This window comes from Pseudomonas fluorescens, from assembly GCF_018614655.1.
GTDB lineage: Bacteria > Pseudomonadota > Gammaproteobacteria > Pseudomonadales > Pseudomonadaceae > Aquipseudomonas > Aquipseudomonas fluorescens_BX.
The window spans coordinates 1-22,826 of the sequence record NZ_JAGGOG010000007.1; the positions used below are offsets into that span (position 1 = coordinate 1).

The window sequence follows — 22,826 nt, forward strand, 5'->3', positions numbered from 1 at the left end:
AACTTCTAACTCAGGACACTAGTGTGGTGCTTCAGAAGTACCACTGAAAATTTGGTCTACGCTTCTTAGAAACTCACTCATCGAGAGCAGTGTGTCGACATGGGCCGACCAGCAACTGTCATTACCCTTTCTGAAACTGAAAAAGCGCAACTGCTCAGACGGATCAAGCTTCGCAAAGGCGCCCAGGATGCACGCCTGCGCACGGAAATAATCCTCGCCTGTGCAGCCGGCGAGTCAGGCAACGACATCGCTCTGCGCTTGAGCACCAGCAAGGATGTGGTGTCACGATGGCGCCAGCGTTTCTCTAAATTGGGCTTGCTGGGCTTGAACGATGAACCGCGCTCTGGTCGGCCACGTACCATTTCGGATGAGCAAGTGCAGCAAGTGGTAAACCAGGTATTGCAAGGTAAGCCCGACGATTCCAGTCACTGGAGTACGCGGCGCATGTGCCGCGAGACGGGCTTATCTCCTGCCAGCATCATGCGTATTTGGCACGCGTTCGGGATCAAGCCGCATCTGGAGAAAACCTTCAAGCTCTCCGCTGATCCGTTGTTTGTCGACAAGGTTCACGACAACGTTGGGCTGTACTTGGATCCGCCCGAAAGAGCACTGGTGCTGCGCGTTGATGAGAAGAGCCAGATTCAGGCTTCGAACCGCACGCAGCCTGGATACCGCTATCACCAGGCAATCCCGCAACCCGCACGCACGATTACAAACGGCATGGAACGACCTCGCTGTTCGGCGCTCTGGACGTAGCAACGGGCGAGGTTATCGGCCGACTGAAGCGTCAGCATCGCAGCATCGAGTTTCTGTCGTTTCTCAAAGAGGTCGATGCATCAGTGCTGGCCGATGTGCCAATCCATCTGGTTATAGGTAACTACGCAACGCATAAGACCGACAAGGTCAAAGCGTGGCTGGCGGCTCGTCCGCGTTACAGCATCCGTTCACCCCCACTTCTGCCTCATGAATGAATCTGGTCGAGCGGTTTTTCTCAACGCTGAGCGAGAAATGGATCAAGCGCCAGGCGCCTGTCAGTGTGAAAGACTTGGAGTCCTCAATTGAGTATTACCTTGCAACCTACAACCAGAAACCGAAGCCATTTCGCTGGCACAAGAACGCGGAGGATATCCTTGGCTCCGTCGCTTGCGCAGCAAAAGCGCTGGGTAAGTAGTTTCGATGTTATTTGTGAAACACCTCACTAGCTCACCTCAGGGCGTTTACGTACCAACTTCATCACGACCACGAAGAACACCGGAACAAAGACTACCGCTAGGGTCGCAGAGATCATCCCGCCGATCACCCCTGTACCGATCGCTTGCTGACTGGCCGAGCTGGCACCGGTGGCCATGGCCAATGGCACCACACCAAGGATAAACGCCAGCGAGGTCATGACAATCGGCCGCAGACGCAAGCGCGCAGCTTGCACCGTGGCGTCGACCAGGTCATGACCTTCGTCGTACAGACTCTTGGCGAACTCGATGATCAGGATCGCATTCTTCGCCGATAGGCCAATGACGGTGACCAGTCCGACCTTGAAGAATACGTCGTTGGGCATGTCGCGCAGGGTAACGGTCAGTACCGCACCGAGCACACCCAACGGCACCACCAGCAGTACCGAGGTCGGGATTGACCAACTCTCATACAACGCTGCCAGGCACAGGAACACAATCAACAAAGACAACCCCAATAGAAGTGGCGCCTGACTGCCGGATATCCGCTCTTGCAACGACAACCCGGTCCATTCCTGACCCAGCCCTGCCGGCCCCTGGGCGACCAGTCGTTCGATTTCCGCCATCGCTTCCCCGGAGCTGTAACCAGGCGCTGGCTCACCGGAAATGCTGATGGCCGGGTAGCCGTTGTAGCGTGTGAGCTGCGTAGGGCCCACGGTCCACTTTGCGAGCACGAACGCTGCCAGCGGTACCATTTTTCCGGTGTTGTTGCGTACATGCATTTTCAGCAAGTCAGCCACCTGACTGCGATCATCGCCTTCGGCCTGAACCACAACCCGTTGCATCCGCCCCTGGTTAGGGAAGTCGTTGATGTAAGCCGAGCCCACAGCGGTAGACAATACATTGCCGATATCGGCGAACGAAACGCCCATGGCATTGGCTTGTTTGCGGTCAACGATCAGCCGCACTTGCGGGGCTTCGGCCAATGCACTTTCGCGCACGTTGACAAGCACCGGGCTTTTTTCTGCGGCTGCAAGCAACTCAGTGCGTGCTTGCATCAAGGTTTTATGGCCTAAACCTCCCCTGTCTTGCAAACGGAATTCGAAGCCACTGGAGTTTCCCAGGCCATCCACTGGGGGCGGTAGTACGGAGTAAGCGACAGCGTCCTTGATCTGGCTGAAGGCGAGGCTCGCGCGATCTGCGATGGAGGCGGACGAGTCATCACTGTCGCGCTCTGACCAATCCCTGAGTGTACTGAACGCCAACGCTGCGTTCTGGCCGCTACCGGAAAAACTGAAACCCAGAATGATGGTGCTGTCAGCAATACTCGGTTCGGTGGCGTTGTGCGCCTCAATTTGCTCGACCACCTGTATTGTGCGATTTCTGCTAGCCCCCGGCGGTAACTGGATGTCGGTGATGGTGTAGCCTTGGTCTTCGACCGGCAGAAACGATGTGGGCAGTCGATTGAAGCAGATCACCAGGCCGATCAACAGCACGCCATAGACCAGCAAGTAACGACCGCTGCGCTTTAGTGCATGAGCAACCCAGCGCTCATACCGCGCCGTCAGTTGATCAAAGCGTCTATTGAACCAGCCAAAGAAACCACCTTTGCTATCGTGCTCGCCTTGGGTATTGGGTTTGAGCAAGGTGGCACAGAGGGCCGGTGTCAGCGTGAGAGCGAGAAACGCGGAAAAGAGGATAGAGGTGGCCATCGACAGCGAGAACTGTTGGTAAATCACGCCTACCGTTCCTGGCATGAAGGCCATCGGTATAAACACGGCTACCAATACCAGGGTAATGCCGACGATTGCCCCGGTAATCTGATGCATGGCCTTGCGGGTTGCCTCTTTGGGCGAGAGTCCCTCGTTGACCATGATCCGCTCGACGTTCTCCACCACCACGATGGCATCGTCAACCAAAATACCAATGGCCAGCACCATACCGAACATAGTCAGTACGTTGATCGAAAAACCGAGCACCAGCAGAGTGGCTAACGTCCCCATCAGCGCAACGGGCACCACCAGCGTCGGGATCAGCGTGTAGCGGATGTTCTGCAGGAACAGGAACATCACCGCGAAGACCAGCACCATCGCTTCGACCAATGTGTAGAACACTTTGCTGATCGAGACTTTGACGAAAGGCGATGTGTCAAACGGAAGCTGGTATTCCACACCGGCCGGGAAGTAACGTGACAGCTCATCCATCTTCGCCCGGATCAGCGTGGCGGTGTGCAGGGCGTTAGCGCCAGGGGCCAACTGCACACTGATGGCAGTGGATGCCTTGCCATTAAGGCGGGTTGAGAACTGGTACTCCTGACTACCCATCTCGACGCGCGCGACATCCCCCATGCGTACGACAGAGCCATCGGCATTGGCCCGCAGCACGATGTCAGCAAACTCTTCCGGTGTCGACAACTGGCCTTGGACCAGTACGGCTGCAGTGATTTCTTGTGTGACGGAATTCGGCACGTCACCGATACTGCCTGCCGAGACCTGGGCGTTCTGCTCGACAATCGCGGCATTGACGTCGGCCGGCGTCAGGTTGAATCCGATCAGCTTTTGCGGGTCGATCCAGATCCGCATGGCCCGCTCGGCACCGTATAACGAGGCCTTGCCAACACCGTCCAGGCGCTTGATTTCATTCATGACATTACGCGCCAGGTAATCGCTGAGCGTCACGTTGTCGAGTTTGCCATCAATGGAGGTGAGGGTAATCAGCAGCAGGAAGCTGGTCGAGACCTTCTCAACTTGCAACCCTTGTTGGATCACTGTTTGAGGTAGACGTGACTCAACTGCTTTGAGCCGGTTCTGTACGTCTATCTGAGCAATGTCCGGATTAGTTCCAGGCTTGAACGTAGCAGTGATGGTTGCACTGCCAAGACTGCTTTGCGATTCGAAGTACAGTAGATTACTTGTGCCATTGAGTTCTTCTTCAATTAGGCTGACCACGCTTTCATCGACGGTTTGTACCGATGCACCTGGGTACGTCGCCTCGATCTCGATCTTCGGTGGCGCAACATTGGGGTACTGTGCAACCGGCAACTGTGGGATGGCCAGCGCACCGGCCAACAGGATAAACAGCGCGACCACCCAGGCAAACACCGGGCGGTCGATAAAGAACTGCGGCATAAAAAAGCGTCCTGCTTACTGACCAGAGATCTGGGCAACTGGAAGAGGGGTGTTGTCGATCTGCACGGTTTCGCCGGGGCGGGCGTGTTGCAGACCTTCGATGACGATGCGGTCGCCGGGCATGAGGCCGCCAGTGACGATCCAGCGATTGTTCTGCACCGCGCCCAGTTGCACCGGTTGCTCGGCAACGCGCATCTGCTCGTCGACGGTCAGCACCTGAGCGATACCTGCGCTGTCACGCTGTACCGCACGTTGCGGCACGGTGATGCCGTTCTGCACGGTCGCTTGTTGCAAGCGTACGCGGATGAAACTGCCCGGCAGCAGGTCGAGATCGGGATTGGGGAACTCGCTGCGCAGAATGATCTGACCGGTACCCGGATCGACGCTGATGTCGCTGAACAGCAACTTGCCCGGCAATGGGTAGAGACTGCCGTCATCCTGAATCAGCGTGGCCTTGACCTGATCCTGACCGACTTCCTGCAACTGCCCGGAGCGAAACGCACGGCGCAATTCGTTGAGTTCACGGGTCGACTGGGTGAGGTCGGCGTGAATGGGGTTGAGCTGCTGAATCAGCGCCAGTGGCGTGGTTTCGTTCTGCCCGACCAGCGCGCCTTCGGTGACCAGCGCGCGGCCGATACGGCCGGAAATCGGCGCGGTGACGGTGGCGTAACCCAGGTTCAATCTGGCCCGTTCCACCGCAGCCTTGTTGCCGGCGACATCAGCGGCCGTTTGCCGGGAATTGGCGCGGGCGTTGTCATAATCCTGAGCGCTGATGGCTTTGTCGTCGATCAACTGGGCGTAGCGTTGTTCCTGCAGCTTCGCCTGAAACGCATTGGCCTCGGCCTTGCGCAACGCTGCTTCGGCGCTGTCCAGGTCAGCCTTGAACGGCGCCGGGTCGATGCGGAGCAGCACGTCGCCTTTCTTCACGTCGCTGCCTTCGCGAAAGTTACGCTGCAGCACAACGCCGGGCACACGGGCGCGGACTTCGGCAATAGTGGCGCGGCAATACGCCCGTTCAGTTCGCTGCTGATCGACAGCGGCCGGGGCTCGATGATTTCAATGCGAACCGTGGCCAGCGATCCAGCTTCTTCTCTAGGAGAGGACTTACCACAGCCAACTAGTGCAAGTGACGCCGCAATTAGGCCAAGAGTTGCTAATAGTTTTTTTGGCACGCAACAACCTCAATGATGCCCGCTTGGCGTCCTGCGGATTCCCACGCGAGGCGTAATGGAGCTTTATAACGGTTAATTTAGAGGGGTTTACCTAGGCACTATCCGCTTTATATACATCCATAGGGACACATTCCTTATTTCTGACCTGGTTTTTTCAGTAACTACCGATTTTTGGGTAGGGCGACCGCCGATCAGTAGCTGGCGAGAAGAGCCGTCTAACCCAGCAAACTCCCTCATTTACAGAGCAACGTTAGAAGGCGCTCCTGCTTTCAAAATTGCCAGGAGCGACCCTCTTCCAACGATTGGATACCTGATGCAGAAGCCGGATAGAGATAAGCAAGCCAAAAACCAACTTATTCGTCAGCATCGCAATAGTAGAGTCGACCATATTTTTCATTTGAGCACTATAGATGGAGCCTTCGACAGTTATCCATCTGTCTCTTCTCCTTGAGTATTCTGCTCGGCGACAGACTCTTTATCTTCGCCCATGCTTTTAGCTCGTTCCGCTAACTGTGCGTCGCGCATTTTTTCATGCCGTTCGATAACACGATCACCGCCGCCCTCGGCGTTGGAGATGATCGGCAACATGAGCAAAATAGCGATTGAGTAAATTCTAGCCACGGACATATACAACCCTTTATTGAAGATAGACAGCGATATTATTACCTCGAGAATTTTGGCACCCATTGATTAAGCAGACGTTAAAAGGTTCCACTTTTAAGTGTGCAATCCTTGCTTGAGAGATAGAAACTTTCAGTGGACAGTTATCCCGCCCCTGACGTTAAGTTTTTTCTCGCCCATGGACTGGCGCCTGCCCCTCCCCGTAGAATAGAGCGGGGTTGAGTCCAATTGTACCGATGTATCAGAAAATGACTGAAATCCCTCTGGCCCCTTGTGTAGTTCGGTAGACGTGGCCAGTAACCATTCGGTCAAGTTCTGAAATACACGCTCCTTCGCCCGCTGACACCCCTATTTCAACAAGATCGCCCCGATTGCCCGCGCAGACCCAGTGGTGGATGACGCTGCGCAACAGCCAGCTGCATTGCACTACACCAGCCCTGCGATCATATTCGGGTCCATGGCCCTACCAACGCTCTTGCGTGAGAACAAGTCCATCGCCACGACCAGGCATACCCACCCGTCGCGACCTAGCGTAGGTAATATCTGTCATCAATTTTTGTTCCACGCCTCGGCGTTCGAATTGGTGATTCGCCGCATTTTCGGAAACCCGAAGGTCGTACTTGCTATCGGTCGGGTGAACAAACTTATGCTTCCAGTCCGTCCGCAGGTCAGTAGTTGAGCATCCAGCAGCGATTTTTATAAAACGCCTACTTCCATGCCACGGGCGCGCTACGCTTTACGCTAAGATCGCCGGTCATTGCAACCGCCATTCTCGACATTCGGCGCGGTTGCCCCGTTTTTGTTCTAAGCGTTGTCGGCGCGCCAGCCCCCCCCCCTAACCTTTCGTAACCGGATCGGTTGATCCCCAGCAGCCGACATGCGTCCCCCCCTTCCCGGGATGCGTGTGTGTTATGGGTGAATCCGGCCGTACCCCCGGCCTTGCTTATTCACGCGGGAGGAGACGCCATCCTTCCGGCCTGGCGTAGGCATGAACGGGCTTGCATGGTGTTATGTTGCTGCAGCAAGCCCCCGGCACTGCCGTTCGGTGTGACAATAGAATTTCGTTCTATGGCCGCGTTGGTCGGACGATTGCGGTCAATGGCTCCGTTTGTTCAGGCAGCCGCGGTAGTACATGTTGCGTCACTGCTACTAAGTACGACTCATAAGTGGCTTATTTCTAGAACGGATGATGCGTTGATTGTACCAGTTTCCAGAGAAGGGTTGCTGAGGACGCCGGCGAGAACACCGCTACTGTCCCCGCCAGGTAACGGTGTTGTTTCGCCCAAGGGGCGTCCATTAAATGTCAGCGTCACACTGCGACGCCCCCCCGCGGGGACGGGTTGTTCGGTGCGTGACTGCACCCGAACAGTTGCGGGCCCCGTGCAAGTAAAGGCGATTGTCGTCTGCGCGAGCGCCCCGTTTGATTCTGCGGCGTCCATCGTTCCAAAGTTGAGTTCTACATTACCCCCGGTGAATGAGCACGTTGAGGGCGTTGGCGGCGGGGGAGCACACCGGTTCCCCATACCCGGTATGATATAAGCTTGGCTCCCGCCACGGTCACTTACGCCCCATGTCCACCCGGTGCAGACTTCCAGGACGCGTCCGCCATTTGAAATAGATGCGCTTGACCACATATTATTGTTCGTGAGCGATCCCCCCCACCGTGCGTACCAAGCAGCTAATGCTTCGTCGTTAGTTGCCGTCGCGGGCACGGTGACGAAGTACCCGGCGCCAGACGTTTGGTTGCGTCCAGCCCACTCCGAGATGAATATCGAGGGATACAACTCCTGGCGGTAGAGGCCGCTAATGCCGAAGTATCGATACTGCCCTCCGGGGCCTCTACCGCCGACAGGTTTGCCGTCATTTATTAACGAGACGGAGCCTGGGTACCTTATGAAGTCGCCCTCATGCCTCCCCGGCGCGGCTGTTATACTAGTTTGCCAAGCACTTGCGGTGTGGGTTGTGGTCATCAGGCCCGCCATACACGTGGCGAGAAGGGGCGTGAGGTATCGCATGTGGTATGTTCCGTCCGTTTTGCATTCGTGGGGCGTATGTGCGACGGGTGCCCTTGCCTGGGTTGAGTCGCGGATGCACGCCCACCTGAGGTCGAGGGGCGAGCCCATCGGTATTTACAGTGGATTCGTCGTCACCGACCCACTCCACCTATCCCACCGTTTCTGATACGCCCGCACCCGATCAGAGGCCGCCGATTCCGACAACCCTCTGGCCCGAGCTTGCTCATAAAGCCGCAAGCGTTTGATGCGATGGTTTCGATTGCGCGAGGGGTAATGGTCGGCCCATCAGGCCCAAACCATACCCCCAGCCAATCAGATCCTTTTTCAACACGACCCAACTGAGTTTTATCCGGATGGCCCTCAAAGCCGCCCACATTAAAAAACGCATTGAGCCGACTCACTGCACGCCGTAACGGCCATCGCCGACCGGTTAGAAGTAAGAAGTCGTCCATATATCTTACGTAATACAAATCTGTTTGTGCTGCAAAATATTCATCAACATGAGGCAAAAGAGCAGCACCCAACAATGGGCCTAGTGCACAGCCACGGCTGATACCGGTCGCCGGAGTGAAAAACTCACCGCCATTTTCTACTAGTGTAATATAAAAACTGCCGTACCAAGTCGCATAGTAATGGATTCGAAATCCATTGTGTAACCAAACTATAAACTTGCCTTTTACTGATGGAGCGGTAATACCCGCGAATATCGGTACGATAAACATATCGAAATTTTTGCTAACCGAGCCCTGCAGCCACCTGTCTCAGACTCTCTCGTGCGCCATGGCCTTTGACATGCAAACAGCGCCGATGCAACGGAAGGCAATCTGCACTACCCATTTGAGCACCAACGCATCCTGAGCACCCCACAGCGCGATAAATGCATCCTGGTTGTTGCGCACAATACGTATAGCCAATAACCGACAATTGCCAGCCAGCACCGTTGCTAATAAGGCCGCACCGTCGCGTGACCAATGAAAACGAATGCGCCATACATCACTGTTAGCCGGCGCATGTCGTAGCTGACGACAAAGCCACGTATACGCCTGCCTCCACGCCTCATTGGCCGCGAGTGCTGAAGATAAATCTCCCATCTACCTAGGCCGCCTTACTGATAGACCAGTTCAAACGTCGCCGTGGCCATAAAGGTCCCCAGCCCAATGCTTCGGTTGGCGATGGCCTCCGGCTCGCCCTGCACATAGGCACGCAGTGCAATCTCGTTACTGCCGGTCACCAATCCATACTCCGAACTCTCGGTGTTGAAGGGCAGCATCACCCCCGCCCGACTTTCCACGCCAATCGCAATACCTGATGCCACACTGCTTCCATCTAAGGCCAATAAGCCCGGCAACTGCATACTCTCAGCCCCCGTAAAAGTTATTGTCACACCATCAACTACGCTCACGTCGCAGCCATCAAGGTGTATGGCAAAGTCTTTCCCCGGCATGCGGGTATTCAAGTACAGGTCCTTATCCAGCATCTGCTCCATATCCAGGGCGATATCTTCGTCCCCTGGGCGGATAGTGCAGGCTCCCTGACGTAATTCGCCGGTGAAGGAGACGGGCGCGGCCTGGGCTGACATCGCCAGCAACATGACAGACACTGCGCCGAGCATAACCAATATTTTTTTCATGCCACGTCCACTCTTAGCGTTGCCGCACCATTAAACCGACCTGCGGGGTTGGTACCGGCTTTTTTCACTGGGGCGGCTCGAAGAGCAGGTGGAGCAGATGGGTCGGTAAAGTCGATCTTGTCACCAAGGCTCAACTGTGAACCGTCTGATTTCAAGAAGCGTATTCCCAGGTCCGGAAGATCGGTCTGCAAGGCTGCGCCATCAAAGATGGCGCCACTACCCTGCACCCACAGCGCCAGAGTGGACGGTGTGCCCGTGCAAGCCATGGTAAAGGGAATTTCTTTGGCATAACGGACACCGTCGACGTGAGTTGTCAGTAGGCCCTCGCCAAAATCCACGTCAATGGGATGGCCGCCGTTAATGGTGCACACAGTCGTCACCGCAATCTGTCCGGTGATACCGATATTCAAAATATCAGCCTGCGCACCGCTGGAGAACAAACCGATCCCCCCCAACAGGGTGGCATACATACTTCGTACAAGCGTTTTTCTGAACGCAGGTATTAGGTTATTCATAATTCAACCTAAACATAACAAGGGCGTTATAAACCCCCGCCTGCAGCGGCGCGGCGGTACGTTCCGGGATAATGTAATAGGTCAGCAGGTCATTACCGGGATTAAGCAGCAACGGCTGTCCGCGCAAACCCAAACCGACATCACGACGATCCTGGTCTGTCATCCGCAGTCCCATCCCGCCAACACCGGCAGCTTGGAGCAATGCTGGATTGTCAGGATCATGTGCTCCTGTGAAGTTGAAGGACACCGATGGCATGCTGGCGCTCCACGTGAGATTGCCCAGCTTGTCTCGTTGGTTCGAGGCGCCCCGCAGACAATCCTGCAAGCGTAACTGCACACGCACGGGAGCTGCCTGGTCTCCAGCACGCTGCAGCTGTGCAGTGCCAACATTGCCCATGTCTACGGCCTGATACGCCGAAGTCATGTCCAACCGGCAAGCACTTTCGGTCAAGGACCCTGATATATGCAATACACCGTGCTCACCAACTGTTCCCTCATTCGCAGCCAGCATCGGCGGAGAAAGCAGAAAAATCAGTAAAGGAGCTAACTGCTGAAGGCTCCGTCGCGGATTAGCCCCGCCTTCCTGCCTGTTATGTATGGTCATCTCATTTCCCCCGCTCTCTGACTGCGCCAGCTTTCATTCGTTATTGGGCTGTATTGCGCCGAGTTGCATCCACATCCACCGTGCAGGTTTGCCCTGTACACTTGAACGTCAGCGCGGGTTGACCGCCGTAGTCATTCACATAGACCAAGGTTGGCGCAGCCCCTAATGCGGAAGCGCTCCCCCCTATCGGCATGCTACTCTTGGGCCCAACCATCACCGCCTCGAAGCCTTTATTGGTTTCACCGTCTTTCTTGTCAGTGGCCTTAACCAAAGTCACGTAATACGGTGTGGGGTTATTCACCGTATACACATCACCTTGGCGACTCAGGGTCAGTTTTTCCTGAAAAGGCGCCGCTTGCTGAGCTGCCGCCGCTTCTGCAAGGGCGGCCGGGCGATAAAACAGCTTGATACGGGTCTGCAACGCAATCTGCAGTGTATTGGCCTTATCACTTTTCGGGGGAATTTCCCGCAGATTGAAATAGAATACCGACTCACGATCCTGTGGCAGGCTCAAGAGTCCTGCATCCTGCAGCTTGACCTGACCTTTGGCGTTCGGCTCTAACCGCTGTACCGGGGGAACCACGATGATCGGTGAGGTGACTTTCTTACCCTCTAAATCCTCAATCCAGCCCTGCGCCAGATAGGGCATTTTAGTGTTCTGATTGTTAATACTCAGAGTGACGGACTTTTCGCCCCCCGGAAACACCACCCGCGTACGGTCCAGTGCAATTGCCGCCTGCACCGATTGCGCAGTCAGGCACAACAGCCCGGCTACCAGCGGGGCTTTCCACATCATAGATTTCATCGTAAGGTCGCTCATTCGTTATCATTGCACTCTGGTGAATACCAACAGCCCTTGACTGTCGTCGGTACTTCCCTCAGCCCTTAGCGCCCTGACCCGTGGTGCATTTTGACGGGTATCGGCGCTTACCTCAGCCTTTGCCGCATTCAGTGTACAAGCCAAAGGTATCGAGGTGCCCAGCACGGTTGGCAGGACAGTTGGCAGCATGACGTCACACTGCTGCCCGGTCCCCCAGCGCACAGTCATACCCTGCCCAGGTGTAATGCCAGTCATATATACAGCGCCCTCATCGGTGACAATCCCCGTTTCCTGCCCTTTGGCATTAACCACGGTTGCCCCAAACGGCGGGTACGTCCCGTCGGACATGCGGATCACCGCCATTACCTTCTCACCCTGAATCACTCGAAAACTGCGATAACCAATCGCGCCTTCGGTGAGCGTACCTTGTACTACCGACTGAGAAGCTTCAGCGTTGTCAGCAAGTTTATCCACATCAATACGTACAGTACTACGATAGTAACTGCTGACATCGCCGACTACCGCCTTGCCGAAGGCATTGCTGTATACCGGGTTACCATAGCCACCGACAGGCACACCCGCCACATCATCGGTGTCAACCAGCATGCGCGCTCCACCCATCTGACCAGTGCGGTGCATCGCGCCGCCTTCAGGAGTCAACGTCGCACCGCCCTGTACAGAAAGACTTGCAGTGCTGTAGCTATCCGTTTGATAGCTGGCCGAAGCATCGAGTCGCGCCATGGAACCTTCGTGCTGGTAACTGCCATCGAACGAGGTCTTCTCCTCATCCACACTGGTACCGACCTGATAGCTATCGCCACTTTTCAAGCGATTATAATAGCTCACCCCATTGCGAACTGTGCCCCCGGAGTAGTTCCCGTTATAGCTCGCAGTGCCTGAGTCACCCCATGGCATCGACACCGTCACGTACGCGCTATCGTCTTTGATACCGTGAGACATCGTGCGGCTAGCGTTCAAAGACATACTGACATTACGCAGTTTCCCAAAATTAAAGTTACGCGACAGGCCTAAGGTGTAGCGATCTTCGGCCTCCCGATCCCAATACGTCTGACGATTATAGTTGAGGCTTGCACTGAGCCCTAGATCAACAAACTGCTGGTTGGTACTAAAGGAATAAGTGGCTTTGCTGCGTCCTGAAAGATCGTGACCTTGCCGATCATTGAGAAATTCGCCCATCGACATGTAGCCACTGTCGGAGAATCGATAAGCAGCCAACGAAATATCATTGTTTAATGATTCAAAACGTTTAGCGTAGCTCACGCGGTATGACTTGCCGCTCTGCGCAGCCTGTCTTGGCAAGCGAGCAGACGACTGGGTCACGTCAAATGACAGAGCTCCCAGCGCCAAAAGGTCACGTCCCACGCCCACGTTTAACGCCTTGTAATCAGCGCTCATAATACCGCCACCGATTAACGACCAGCCGCTGCTCACGCCCCAGGAGAACTCTCCCGAGGCGAACACAGGGCCCTCGGCACCTTGGTCGAACTCGGACGTTCGGCCGATGGCGGCCTTATAGTTAATTTGCCCCGGCCGTGTCAGGTACGGAATATTGGCCGTATTGACTTGAAACTCCTGAACACTGCCATCAGCCTCTTCCACTCGAACATCAAGCTTTCCGGAGGTAGCACTGTTCAAGTCCTGAATACGAAATGGCCCTGCGACCACAGAGACTTCTTTAATTACTCGCCCCTGCTGGCTAATGACAACCCTGGCGTTGCCACGAGCAATACCCGTCACTTCGGGCGCGTAACCGCGCAGGTTTGGCGGCAACATGTTGTCATCAGACATAAGGCTGGCACCGGAAAACCGGAAACTATCAAACAGCTTTGAGTTCAGATAATCCTCGCCCAAGACAAGTTTAGCTCCCATCTGCGGCAAGGCCCGGTACGCGTAATAGCGCGTCCAGTCCATCTGGTGCCCGATGCCCTGCTGGCCACTCGCAGGGCTGTCATAACGCGCCTGCCAATCAGCACGCAGACGCCACGCACCCAGGTTAGCCCCAACGATTCCATTGCCACTCAGACTGTGGGAGTCTCCACCGACAGCTTGACGCTGAGTTTGACCGTAAAAATTATAATCAAACATCAATCCCGGCAGCCCGTCCTCCCAACGTGATGGTGGATCCCAGTCAGGACTGCTGTACTCCAACAATGCGTGGGGCACACTCAGATATAGTGTAGAGTCACCGAGTTCGGGCCGCACTTCAAGCCCCGGCAGGCTGCTGAAGGCGAGGCATTGCCCGCCACGCACCCACGCCAAATCTTTCACCGCCTCCTTTTTCAAGCCCAGCTGAGAGACCAATTCGCTCGTCAAGCAGGCTTCGCTGCCTTGTGGATCGTCTTCGGGCGGATAGAAATTGATGGCGCGTTCTGGCATGGTGACCGAATTCAGGTTCACCGCCAGCGAATAAGTGCCCGGCAATATGTAGCCTTTGCGGGAAAAATGACTCAGGTCAAGGTTGTCACGATCCTTCAGGTCCAGTACATCCGTATTAAACTGCACCTCTGATGCCAACAGCGAGTCCGTGGTGGCCAATACAAAAAGTGCACCCAATGTAATATAGCGAATGGTCTCAGCTACAGGACCAGAAGAAGCAGGCATCATAACAAAGACCTTCAAAAATAAACGACTCTGAGGTTTACCGTGGATTGGTAACCTCCAGCCTGAAGCGCTTCCCCGTTACCCACCAGAGTCAGGGTGTAGCGTAAGTCCATATCAGCGCTGCCTATCGACACTGACTCGGTTCGCCCGCCAGGAGTAACCTCGCGCCCCCGGGCATCGCGAATCATGAGCGCTACCCCACGCGAGGTGCCGGTAACACCAAAGTTCCCTCCGTCATTAAGGCCGTCGAAGAGTATTTGCATCCGCTGCGGCATCGAACGCGCAGATTCGATCCGACACCCACGAAGACCTATGGAGAAAGGCAAAGGCTCGCCTGCCCCGTCACGCACAAGCTGATGGAGAGGCATTTCCCCCAAGTCCAAGACTTGACGCATATCCCCCGCCTCAATCGTACAAGGGATCGCTACAATGGACCCTAGCAGCGAGACCTGCCCTTGCATGGGGCCTGCCGCCATCACGGGAGGAACTGAGCTGCAACACACTGCCAGAGCAAACCCCAGCGACATCCGAACCTGTCCGGTCATAGCCACACTCATACGCTTGCACTGAATAAACAAAGAGGGCGAGAAATGCTTTTCTGCCCCCTCCATAGACCGAGCTCTTTCGCTGAACTCTTATCGATAGGTCAGAGTAAAGGTTGTAGGCACATTGAAATCACCTGGAACAATAGTCGTAGAAGCGCCATGACCTTTAAGCAACGCCTGGAAGTGCAAGGTGTTATTTCCTTCCGCCAAGACTTGCGGTGCGGCAGCCGTGTTAGGCTTCACCGTAACACCGTCAACAGTTTGAATGCGCAGGGCTGCTCCCTGCGCCACACCGAACAGACCATAACCGTCCGGATCCGCAGTGGACACCGCACCGTTGAATGTCGCCTCTACAGTTTGCCCGACTGTCGCAGGTGAACAACCCAGCAGTTGAATTTCAAATGGTTCAGGGATCGAAGTACCACCCGCCGCCAACGCTACATCGGAAATCCCCCCCATCGGAATAACCTGATTATCACCATCATCACCCGGCTTAATCGAGCAAGGTGCGGTATCAATCGAACCCTCAAACTTGATCACACCCGCATTACCCGCCGCTTGCGCAGTAGAGGCAACAGAGACAGCCAGCAAGGCGGCCAAGGTGAACTTATTCAACGTCATTATAAATTTCCTTCAATATATTAAATCGGCAGGATGACTATTGCATTTTACATCCCATTCATCACAACCAAATGCAAAGCAGACATATGACTTTGAACCTGATAGCTAGCGACCTACAATCAGTTAGAAGTTGCACAGATACAGATCGCAAACCACCAACCAGCGCCACGAAGCAATTAAACTCGACAATACCGAAGTCCACCACAAGACTTGTCTTAAAGACGAACTACAGCCACAACAAAAAGGCACTTCTAATGCAACAGACGAAGCAACTTTACCACCACCTAAATACCGAAGCCCGCCACAAGACTTGTCTTAAAGGCAAGCCGCAGCCATAACAAAAAGACTTGTCTCAAAGACGAGCTACAGCCACTACAAAAAGGCACATCTAATTCAATAGACGAAGCAACTTTACCAATACCTAAATACCGAATCCCGCCACAAGATTTGTCTCAAAGGCAAGCTGCAGCCATAATAAAAAGACTTGTCTCAAAGATGAGCTACAGCCACAACAAAAAGGCACATCAATGCAATAGTCGAAGCCCTCCCCTCCGACACACTCATCGCGCGTCGCGTCGTATCACAGGACCCTCACCAGGGTTAATGGCCGTGTAATAACGACCCGTATGACCCTGGTGCTTTTCATCACGGGATACAAGGCACAGGCGCAATTAACGCAAGAAGACCTTTCTGCGACAGCACTGCGATCCCCAACATACAAAATTTCTGGATCACGCCCGAACGGCAGGCGCTTGATTGCCATGCAGCATTGCCGCAACGCTACAACCGAACCCAGAAACAGACCCGCTGAAGCCCCTCACTCAGTGGGGACGCGAATACCTACGGCCACGCAACGACCCCGACACTAATCAGAATCTGATCAAGATTGCCCGCCACCAAGAGCAAGTCGAAGAGAGTGATTGCTTACGAACACTAGCCCAAGGCTTGTTTCCGGGGATCCACGCTTTCTGCCACCACCCCAAGGCAGACAATGAACACTCGAAAGGGCTACACCGCATCGGAATACCATTTCGATGCACTGCACTCCAGTAGCGCTTGATGCGAACCATATCAACAGAAGTTCGCTTTGAGACGTTTCTTATTGAGGGCACCATTGGAATGACCTCACTATAAAGAAGTTATTTGTTTTATCATGGAGTCTCACATGCACAATTTTATCGCACCACGATTATTTTGTTGTGCCGTTCTACTCTTGGGGGGCAGTATTGCTAACGCAGCTGACACCCTGACCGTTAATATCACAGGCACCATCAGAGTTCCAGCTAAATGCACATTTGATCTCGCCAGTACAAACGTAGACATGGGGATAGTCGACAGCGCTGTTTTTAGAGGTGTCGGCACTGGAACCGATTGGAAAGCTTTATATATAAAGTCAACCGGATGCTCTGGCATTGGCGGCCCGGGCGAACCCATTCAAATGCGATGGACATACAACGGCTCTGTGGACCCTGACCTCCCAGGTACATTTAAGGTAACCGGCGGAGCGGTAGGTGTGGGTGTTCGACTGGCGTGGGAGGATTCCGCCGGCGACAACATTCCTATTATTCAGGGCAATGAGCTACAGTGGGGGAGGAGGAACTCAGGCGAGTTTTATAAGCATCGGGTTCAGTACGTGCAAACCAAAGATACCATCGTGGGCGGGGGAGCAAATGCTCAATTTGTCATCACAATTGACTACATTTGAAATGATTTCACTTTTCTCACATCCAACAGGTTTTCCCCATAACACGCTTAAAACACTACCGATGACAGCTCAATATTGAAAATATGCTGTCATTTAGTTGTACATTAACTGGAGCGTCGAATGACTACTCTGAGCATTCTGCCTTGCGAGGTAAATATTCCCGATTTCTCTGCTCCCGCTTCAACTCAGCATGACGATACTGGAATTCAGCGAAGTATTCGGGTGCGGCCAACCTTGGTAATGACCAAGCCTTTAAATTAAACGCAGGTGGAGCGACAGCCGCTGCGATACAAGTGTCACATAATACGTGCTCCGGCATCCTTGCCCCGGGAGGAACGACAGAGTGATCCCCGCACCTTTCTGGCGAAAACACCCTCACAACGTTTGGCATATACAGACAAAAAACGAGATAACCGGTGGCAATGCAAGCGCCGCGGTTACCGTCGAAATTACATACCTATAAACAAGCCTCTTCAGGGTTACACAAGAAGCAACGCCGCCGAAGACGCGTAAATACATCACGACTTACCCTGAATGTCCTTCCGAGATACCCACTGTGAAAAAACGCTCCTTAACTTTACCTATTTTTATAATCAGTATGTTGATGGGCATCGCGTCATTGACGATAGCTCAGCCCTCCCTCGATGAGGCGCAGTTAGCGCAGGCTCTTAAGGATAATCATGAAGCCTTATTTAATGATCCCAGCAGTCCGCGCCTGGGTGCGAAAGACGCCCGCGTCGTGCTGGTCAGCTTTATCGACTATAACTGTTCTGTCTGTAAGAAATTTGATCCCCAGCTCGAAAAGCTGATCGCGGATAACCCTGAGGTCGCAGTCATCCTCAAACCATTGGCCTTTCGCCACGAAAGCTCTCGCCATGCCGCAAAAGTGGCCTTGACGGCCTGGAAACTACATCCCGGTGCTTTTGCACTGCTGCATCAGCGCCTGATGGCCAAAAATAGCGCCCATGACCTCAACAGCATTGACGCTATCCAGCAATACTCCGGGATTGCGCCACCTCTCACTCCACTGCAAGAGACGGAGGACACTCTCGAAAAGAATGAACAGTTAGCGCAAAGGTTGGGTGTATGGGGAACCCCCGCCACGTTGTTCGGTGAAACGATGCTCGTGGGTACCGCACCCCAGGCTGCTTTAGAGGCGGCAGTAAAAACACTTTTGAAATCAGCCCCATAAGGACTAATCCAACAACTGCAGGAAGAGATCATTATCTCTCGAAAACGACGGTTTTCGGGTCGCGGTAGGAATGTCAGTTACCTACCACTCCCCGCACATACATGGATGCCCCCAGTTTGCCAAGTTTTCAATCTGTGACGGCTCGCAGGCAGAGATTGCACTCATACATCCGGACTTTCGGTGCGGCGCTGCCGCTGTCCCTGATGGAATCCGCTGGCCGAGTTCTCAATAGATCCGTGTGCTCGGGGCACGCTGTGCAGGTCAGATTCTCTTGGCCACGGTCTTACCAGTTTTGCCATCAACTCATGATCACCTGCGCAATCGATAGAAGTGCACCGCTACGGGGTTACGCTGACCTACGACTTGAACAGATTCGTGGCGTTGGCGTTTCAGCTCATCCCAAATTACCAGCAGCGTCGCACGCATTCGCTTCTTAACCTTCAGTCGCAGGATTTGAAAGCGCCCGTTTCTGTGGGTAATACAACAATGAGTGAACCCCAAAAAATCAAATATCTGGCTTACCTAGCCCTCTCTTTCTGCGATTTCTCCCAGCAAAACGACCAAACTCAATCAGTCGTGTCTTCGAGGCATTGAGCGATAAACCGAACCTGGCCAACCGTTCCTGCAACCGCGCCATGAAACGCTTTGCCAACCATTGCGTCCTGAAACCCACCACACCGTCGTCCGCATAACGTACGACAATCATCTCGCCACGGGCATGCCGTTGGCGCCACTGCCTTACCCATAGATCCAGCACGTAGTGAAGATAGATATTCGCCAACAACGGCGAGATCACTGCCCCTTGGGGACTTCCCTGGGTCGCAGCCACCCTACGGCCATCCTCCATAACCGCCTGAAGCCATTTACAGATAAGCCCGAGCAGGCGCCGGTCTGCAATCCGGTGTCCTAGGAACATCAGCATCCATCCATGGCGATCTCATCAAAGAACGACGTGATCTCCGCATCCAATATCCAGTTCACCTTCTGGCCCTTGAGCGCGGCTGTTAACGCATCCAGCGCATCGTGCTAGCTACGTCCCGGCCCAAACCCATACGAGAACCCGAGGATGTCCTCTTCATAGATCGCATGCAGAACAGTAACAACTGCCTGCTGCACGATCTTGTCCTCCAGAGAGGCAATGCCCAGCGGACGCAGCCGGCCGTCGGCTTTGGGGAGATAGACCCGCCGTGACGGTGCTGCCCGATAGACTCCACTGTGGAGTCCTGCGTGCAACTTGCTCACCCGCTGGAGAAGACCTTGCTCGTATTCTCGCCACGACATGCCGTCCACGCTCACCGCTGCATCGCGACGCAGGGCATAGAAGCTCTGCGCCAATAACTGCGGTGTGACGTGGTGCAGCAACGGTGCAGATGCTCGCTCCGGGTTCGAAGATAACCCACCGCTCTTATGTCTGGGCCTACGCCACCAGCCAATTCTGCGAAACAGCGGCAGTCTTTTACGACTTCAGCCCCAGCCGCGCCGGCGAGCATGCGTGTAACTTTCTGCAAGACTGGAAGGGCAGGCTGGTCTGCGATGATTTCGGCGGTTACAAGGCCAACTTCGAACTCGGTGTGACTAAAATCGGCTGCATGGCACTCCATGCTCCAAGGTGGATGGACGGTCAGGGCGTACAGGCGCACTGACCAAACGACCCGATGCTGCGAACATGTTCAGCATGTTGGTGGTGAGCGATTCGGGAAAAGGCAGAGAAACTACTGTCACGTAAGGCCCAGGTAGGTGAACGCAAGTGAACTGACTGATGAAGAGACGAAATCTCCACTGGCGTCAAAACGGGCTTGAATAGCCGAGCCCCGAGAAGTGCAGTGGACACCTGTCTTCCGACTGCACGGCACCCGTTGTTAAGGCAGCAAGAGCCAGGCTATTTCGGGGAATTTGCCTTGCTGGAGCCCACGTGCCGCCAACCAAATGCCCAACCCGTCGTGCACCACGACTTTCATGCGGGTAGCGCGGCAGTTGGCGAACAGATAAGCACAGTGCGGCTACACCGCATCGAACACTGAAATCACGCGGTCCATGGCGGTGCCGGCGCGTATGTCCATCGGCTCGGTGGCGAGCCAGATGGTATCGATGCGGATCATCGCAACAGCGCTCGAAGAAAGCTTGCGCGGGCGGCTGAGCTGTCCACTGGCCAAGTCTTCTTGACGGGTGCGCGCGGATGCTGGATTTCAAGGCCGTACTGGAGGGCTGAGCATACGTTCCAGCGCCGAGCATCTGAGGATGCAGCGGGATGAGCGCAGGCTGAAGAGCCACGGTTTTTTTAATGATGCAGCCAAATCCATTTGTGGGCCAGCTCAAGAGGCGCACCACGACATCAGTCATTACCTGATGCATCGGTACAACTGGATCAGACCGCATCAGTTGAATAATGGGCTGGCCCCGGCACAGGCCGAGAAAAAATTTAACATCGTGTCCGGGATTAGCTGACCAATACAATCGCTCTGGAGCTCGGTACCAGCAAAACTGTCACTGACATCGTCCGCAGATATCGTAACGTAGAGTATCAGTTCACCTATAGCCGGAACCAAATCCCAGTTGCCTAGCCAAACGAACGGCCTTCGCGCAATCGCTCAGCTGCCGGTTAATGCCGGACTCTGACAAACCGATACCCAGGGAGGTGCAGTTTTTTGAAAGGTGCTTTGAAAATCGCGCTCAGGTTTGGGTCGATGCCATCGCAATACGCTTGCGCCAATGCATTGAGAGGCTGCTTCAAATCCTCCTCCGAGGTTTTATTTGAAGCTGCGGCAATCATAAGGTCCAACACCAGCGGAGAATGATTGCCGCGTTGACCATGCCGGAGCGTCGAGGAGAAGCAACCTTCGGCGATCGCTGTGCTTTCACCCTGCAACACCTGCAGCTTCTCGAGCACATGGCCTAGTCCGGACACGACCACAGCGCAACGGTGATTCATATGAGCGCGGCCGAAATAAAGGGTTGAGGCGAGGTCTTCCATATCCACCGTACTTTGACGACACGCCCAAGCGTACAAATCCTGGACCCTTGACTGAAGGGCTTCCTTCGACTTCGCCGAAAGCGTCAGCAGGTGCCAGCTATTAGCCTCTAGGCTTGTGTACGCAGGTTCGGTTCTCGCCAACGAAGGGGCCTCTTCAAGCACAACGAAAGCATTCGTTCCTCCGATGCCCAAACTGTTCACCGCCGCCCTTCGGGTGGAGGCGCCCTCCCCCCAAGTTGTAACGGCGGTGTTTATCCTAAACGGGCTGGTCTCGATTTTAATCTTTGGGTTGATCTGTGTGCAGTTGATTGATGGCGGCACCTGACCGTACTTGAGCGACAACGCTACCTTGATGAGGCCTGCGATGCCCGAAGCGCTATCGGCGTGGCCTATATTACCTTTGATGGAGCCCAGTCCGATGCTTCCTTGTCTAATAGATCTGTCAGAGCCCTCCAAATTTCCGAACACCTGGGTCAACGCTTGTACCTCGAGCGGATCGCCTACCAGCGTGCCTGTGCCATGCGCCTCAATGTAATCGATGCTCGCAGCCTCTACGCCGGCGTCCGCCAACGCCAGTCGCATGCATTCAGCCTGCCCGTCGACCTTAGTCGACATGAAGCTCATTTTTTTTCCGCCATCGTTATTGATAGCTGAGCCCCTGATAACTGCATAAATGGCGTCGCAATCAGTCAGCGCTTGTTCAAGGGGCTTGAGCAGCACTAAGCCCACACCGCTACCGAAGACGACACCGCTGGCCTCAGCATCGAATGGTCGGACATGACCATCCTTGGCGTAAATATTGTTCTTTTCGTATAGGTAGCCGCTCAGATGCGGCACACGAATGTTCGATGCCCCTGCGAGCGCCATCGCACACTCTCCGCGTAGAAGACTGGAAATAGCGAAGTGCACAGCGACCAGCGACGTCGAGCACGCGGTCTGGATCGCTACGCTGGGTCCCCGCAGGTCCAGCTTGTAGGAAAGCCTAGTCGGCAAAAAGTCTTTGTCGTTACCCAGATGCCAGCCGCCCCCAGTTTTGCCGATGAATTCGCCTCGGCGCTCCCAATGAGTCCAAAGGGCGTTCGTCACCGATCCACCCGAGCCAACGAATACACCCACGCGCTGTTCAATGCGTCCCGGGACGTATCCTGCATCCTCTAGCGTACGCCAGCCGCACTGCAGCAGCAGGCGTTGCTGCGGGTCCATGATCTGTGCTTCGCTCGGAGGTACGTTGAAGAACGCAGCGTCAAAGCAATCGTAATCGTCTATCGGCGCCGCATACGGGACATAGTCGGGGCGGTCGAGTTCATCCGCAGGGACACCCGCGTTCAGCAGCGTTGTCCGATCAATCTTTCTGACACTTTCGACGCCATTACATAAGTTTTCCCATAGCTCGGTGACGTCGCTTGCACCTGGGAACCGCCCGTCCATCCCGATTATGGCTACGCTGAAAGTCTTTTCACTCATATCCATCCCCATTTTTAGTGCCTGTCACCGGA

The 22,826-nt window shown here is 54.7% G+C and carries 16 protein-coding genes and 4 pseudogenes; 5 read left to right on the forward strand and 15 right to left on the reverse strand.

The window, feature by feature from the left end; translation table 11 throughout:
* Positions 1-99 precede the first annotated feature (99 nt).
* A pseudogene (locus J7E41_RS09825) lies at positions 100-1,171 on the forward strand (IS630 family transposase).
* 27 nt (positions 1,172-1,198) lie between these two features.
* Here J7E41_RS09825 and J7E41_RS09830 read toward each other — a convergent pair.
* From J7E41_RS09830 to J7E41_RS09880, 11 genes and pseudogenes are all read right to left on the reverse strand, one after another.
* Positions 1,199-4,297 carry an efflux RND transporter permease subunit gene (locus J7E41_RS09830; RefSeq protein WP_214992206.1) on the reverse strand — a complete coding sequence of 1,033 codons (3,099 nt, stop codon included), beginning with the start codon at positions 4,295-4,297 and terminating at the stop codon, positions 1,199-1,201.
* A 15-nt stretch (positions 4,298-4,312) separates the two neighbouring features.
* Positions 4,313-5,469: pseudogene (locus J7E41_RS09835) on the reverse strand (efflux RND transporter periplasmic adaptor subunit).
* A gap of 426 nt (positions 5,470-5,895) precedes the next feature.
* Positions 5,896-6,156 (reverse strand): co-regulatory protein PtrA N-terminal domain-containing protein, encoded by a 261-nt coding sequence (locus tag J7E41_RS09840; RefSeq protein ID WP_214992208.1) that lies wholly within the window; start codon positions 6,154-6,156, stop codon positions 5,896-5,898.
* A gap of 2,080 nt (positions 6,157-8,236) precedes the next feature.
* Entirely contained in the window at positions 8,237-8,827 is a 591-nt protein-coding gene (locus tag J7E41_RS09845) for a reverse transcriptase domain-containing protein (protein ID WP_214992211.1), read from the reverse strand.
* Positions 8,828-8,866: 39 nt separating this feature from the next.
* Entirely contained in the window at positions 8,867-9,196 is a 330-nt protein-coding gene (locus J7E41_RS09850; RefSeq protein ID WP_214992214.1) for a hypothetical protein, read from the reverse strand.
* A 14-nt stretch (positions 9,197-9,210) separates the two neighbouring features.
* Positions 9,211-9,735, reverse strand: coding sequence for a fimbrial protein (locus J7E41_RS09855; protein WP_214992217.1), 525 nt, complete (start codon positions 9,733-9,735; stop codon positions 9,211-9,213).
* Entirely contained in the window at positions 9,732-10,250 is a 519-nt protein-coding gene (locus J7E41_RS09860; protein WP_214992219.1) for a fimbrial protein, read from the reverse strand. Before J7E41_RS09860 ends, J7E41_RS09855 begins: the two co-directional genes overlap by 4 nt.
* Complete coding sequence (locus tag J7E41_RS09865; protein WP_214992220.1) at positions 10,243-10,854, reverse strand: fimbrial protein; 612 nt, start codon at positions 10,852-10,854, stop codon at positions 10,243-10,245. The genes J7E41_RS09860 and J7E41_RS09865 overlap by 8 nt, the downstream gene beginning before the upstream one ends.
* Before the next feature lie 40 nt (positions 10,855-10,894).
* Positions 10,895-11,674: a fimbria/pilus periplasmic chaperone gene (locus J7E41_RS09870; RefSeq protein WP_435304116.1), complete on the reverse strand. Its 780-nt coding sequence runs from the start codon at positions 11,672-11,674 to the stop codon at positions 10,895-10,897.
* Positions 11,675-11,680: 6 nt separating this feature from the next.
* Entirely contained in the window at positions 11,681-14,299 is a 2,619-nt protein-coding gene (locus J7E41_RS09875; RefSeq protein ID WP_214992222.1) for an outer membrane usher protein, read from the reverse strand.
* 632 nt (positions 14,300-14,931) lie between these two features.
* Positions 14,932-15,462 (reverse strand): fimbrial protein, encoded by a 531-nt coding sequence (locus J7E41_RS09880; protein WP_214992224.1) that lies wholly within the window; start codon positions 15,460-15,462, stop codon positions 14,932-14,934.
* 1,165 nt (positions 15,463-16,627) lie between these two features.
* Between J7E41_RS09880 and J7E41_RS09885 the strand changes: the two genes are divergently transcribed.
* Both J7E41_RS09885 and J7E41_RS09890 read left to right on the forward strand, forming a co-directional pair.
* Positions 16,628-17,167, forward strand: a complete 540-nt coding sequence (locus tag J7E41_RS09885; RefSeq protein ID WP_214992226.1) for a fimbrial protein — start codon at positions 16,628-16,630, stop codon at positions 17,165-17,167.
* A gap of 556 nt (positions 17,168-17,723) precedes the next feature.
* On the forward strand, positions 17,724-18,359 hold the full coding sequence (locus J7E41_RS09890) for a DsbA family protein (RefSeq protein ID WP_214992229.1): 636 nt from the start codon (positions 17,724-17,726) through the stop codon (positions 18,357-18,359).
* 505 nt (positions 18,360-18,864) lie between these two features.
* Here J7E41_RS09890 and J7E41_RS28035 read toward each other — a convergent pair.
* Together J7E41_RS28035 and J7E41_RS28040 are read right to left on the reverse strand one after the other, a co-directional pair.
* Positions 18,865-19,275, reverse strand: coding sequence for a reverse transcriptase domain-containing protein (locus J7E41_RS28035; protein WP_251029428.1), 411 nt, complete (start codon positions 19,273-19,275; stop codon positions 18,865-18,867).
* Positions 19,276-19,385: 110 nt separating this feature from the next.
* Positions 19,386-19,721, reverse strand: a complete 336-nt coding sequence (locus J7E41_RS28040) for a hypothetical protein (protein ID WP_251029429.1) — start codon at positions 19,719-19,721, stop codon at positions 19,386-19,388.
* Positions 19,722-19,723: 2 nt separating this feature from the next.
* On the opposite strand from J7E41_RS28040, the pseudogene J7E41_RS09900 reads away from it, so the two are divergent.
* A pseudogene (locus J7E41_RS09900) lies at positions 19,724-19,969 on the forward strand (IS66 family transposase); the annotation flags it as partial.
* Between the two features lie 249 nt (positions 19,970-20,218).
* Here the strand turns inward: J7E41_RS09900 and tnpB are convergent.
* Positions 20,219-20,344: an IS66 family insertion sequence element accessory protein TnpB gene (gene tnpB, locus J7E41_RS28410; protein WP_353049398.1), complete on the reverse strand. Its 126-nt coding sequence runs from the start codon at positions 20,342-20,344 to the stop codon at positions 20,219-20,221.
* 325 nt (positions 20,345-20,669) lie between these two features.
* Between tnpB and J7E41_RS09910 the strand changes: the two are divergent.
* Positions 20,670-20,804: pseudogene (locus tag J7E41_RS09910) on the forward strand (IS3 family transposase); the annotation flags it as partial.
* 154 nt (positions 20,805-20,958) lie between these two features.
* Here the strand turns inward: J7E41_RS09910 and J7E41_RS09915 are convergent.
* Complete coding sequence (locus tag J7E41_RS09915) at positions 20,959-22,794, reverse strand: type I polyketide synthase (protein ID WP_214992233.1); 1,836 nt, start codon at positions 22,792-22,794, stop codon at positions 20,959-20,961.
* Positions 22,795-22,826 lie beyond the last annotated feature (32 nt).

What these genes read in the sequence shown, in the direction of transcription:
- J7E41_RS09830 (WP_214992206.1), bottom strand. Translation starts at nt 4,297, where the DNA reads ATGCCGCAGTTCTTTATCGACCGCCCGGTGTTTGCCTGGGTGGTCGCG.
- J7E41_RS09840 (WP_214992208.1), bottom strand. Translation starts at nt 6,156, where the DNA reads ATGGGTGCCAAAATTCTCGAGGTAATAATATCGCTGTCTATCTTCAAT.
- J7E41_RS09845 (WP_214992211.1), bottom strand. Translation starts at nt 8,827, where the DNA reads ATGTTTATCGTACCGATATTCGCGGGTATTACCGCTCCATCAGTAAAA.
- J7E41_RS09850 (WP_214992214.1), bottom strand. Translation starts at nt 9,196, where the DNA reads ATGGGAGATTTATCTTCAGCACTCGCGGCCAATGAGGCGTGGAGGCAG.
- J7E41_RS09855 (WP_214992217.1), bottom strand. Translation starts at nt 9,735, where the DNA reads ATGAAAAAAATATTGGTTATGCTCGGCGCAGTGTCTGTCATGTTGCTG.
- J7E41_RS09860 (WP_214992219.1), bottom strand. Translation starts at nt 10,250, where the DNA reads ATGAATAACCTAATACCTGCGTTCAGAAAAACGCTTGTACGAAGTATG.
- J7E41_RS09865 (WP_214992220.1), bottom strand. Translation starts at nt 10,854, where the DNA reads ATGACCATACATAACAGGCAGGAAGGCGGGGCTAATCCGCGACGGAGC.
- J7E41_RS09870 (WP_435304116.1), bottom strand. Translation starts at nt 11,674, where the DNA reads ATGAGCGACCTTACGATGAAATCTATGATGTGGAAAGCCCCGCTGGTA.
- J7E41_RS09875 (WP_214992222.1), bottom strand. Translation starts at nt 14,299, where the DNA reads ATGATGCCTGCTTCTTCTGGTCCTGTAGCTGAGACCATTCGCTATATT.
- J7E41_RS09880 (WP_214992224.1), bottom strand. Translation starts at nt 15,462, where the DNA reads ATGACGTTGAATAAGTTCACCTTGGCCGCCTTGCTGGCTGTCTCTGTT.
- J7E41_RS09885 (WP_214992226.1), top strand. Translation starts at nt 16,628, where the DNA reads ATGCACAATTTTATCGCACCACGATTATTTTGTTGTGCCGTTCTACTC.
- J7E41_RS28035 (WP_251029428.1), bottom strand. Translation starts at nt 19,275, where the DNA reads ATGTTCCTAGGACACCGGATTGCAGACCGGCGCCTGCTCGGGCTTATC.
- J7E41_RS09915 (WP_214992233.1), bottom strand. Translation starts at nt 22,794, where the DNA reads ATGAGTGAAAAGACTTTCAGCGTAGCCATAATCGGGATGGACGGGCGG.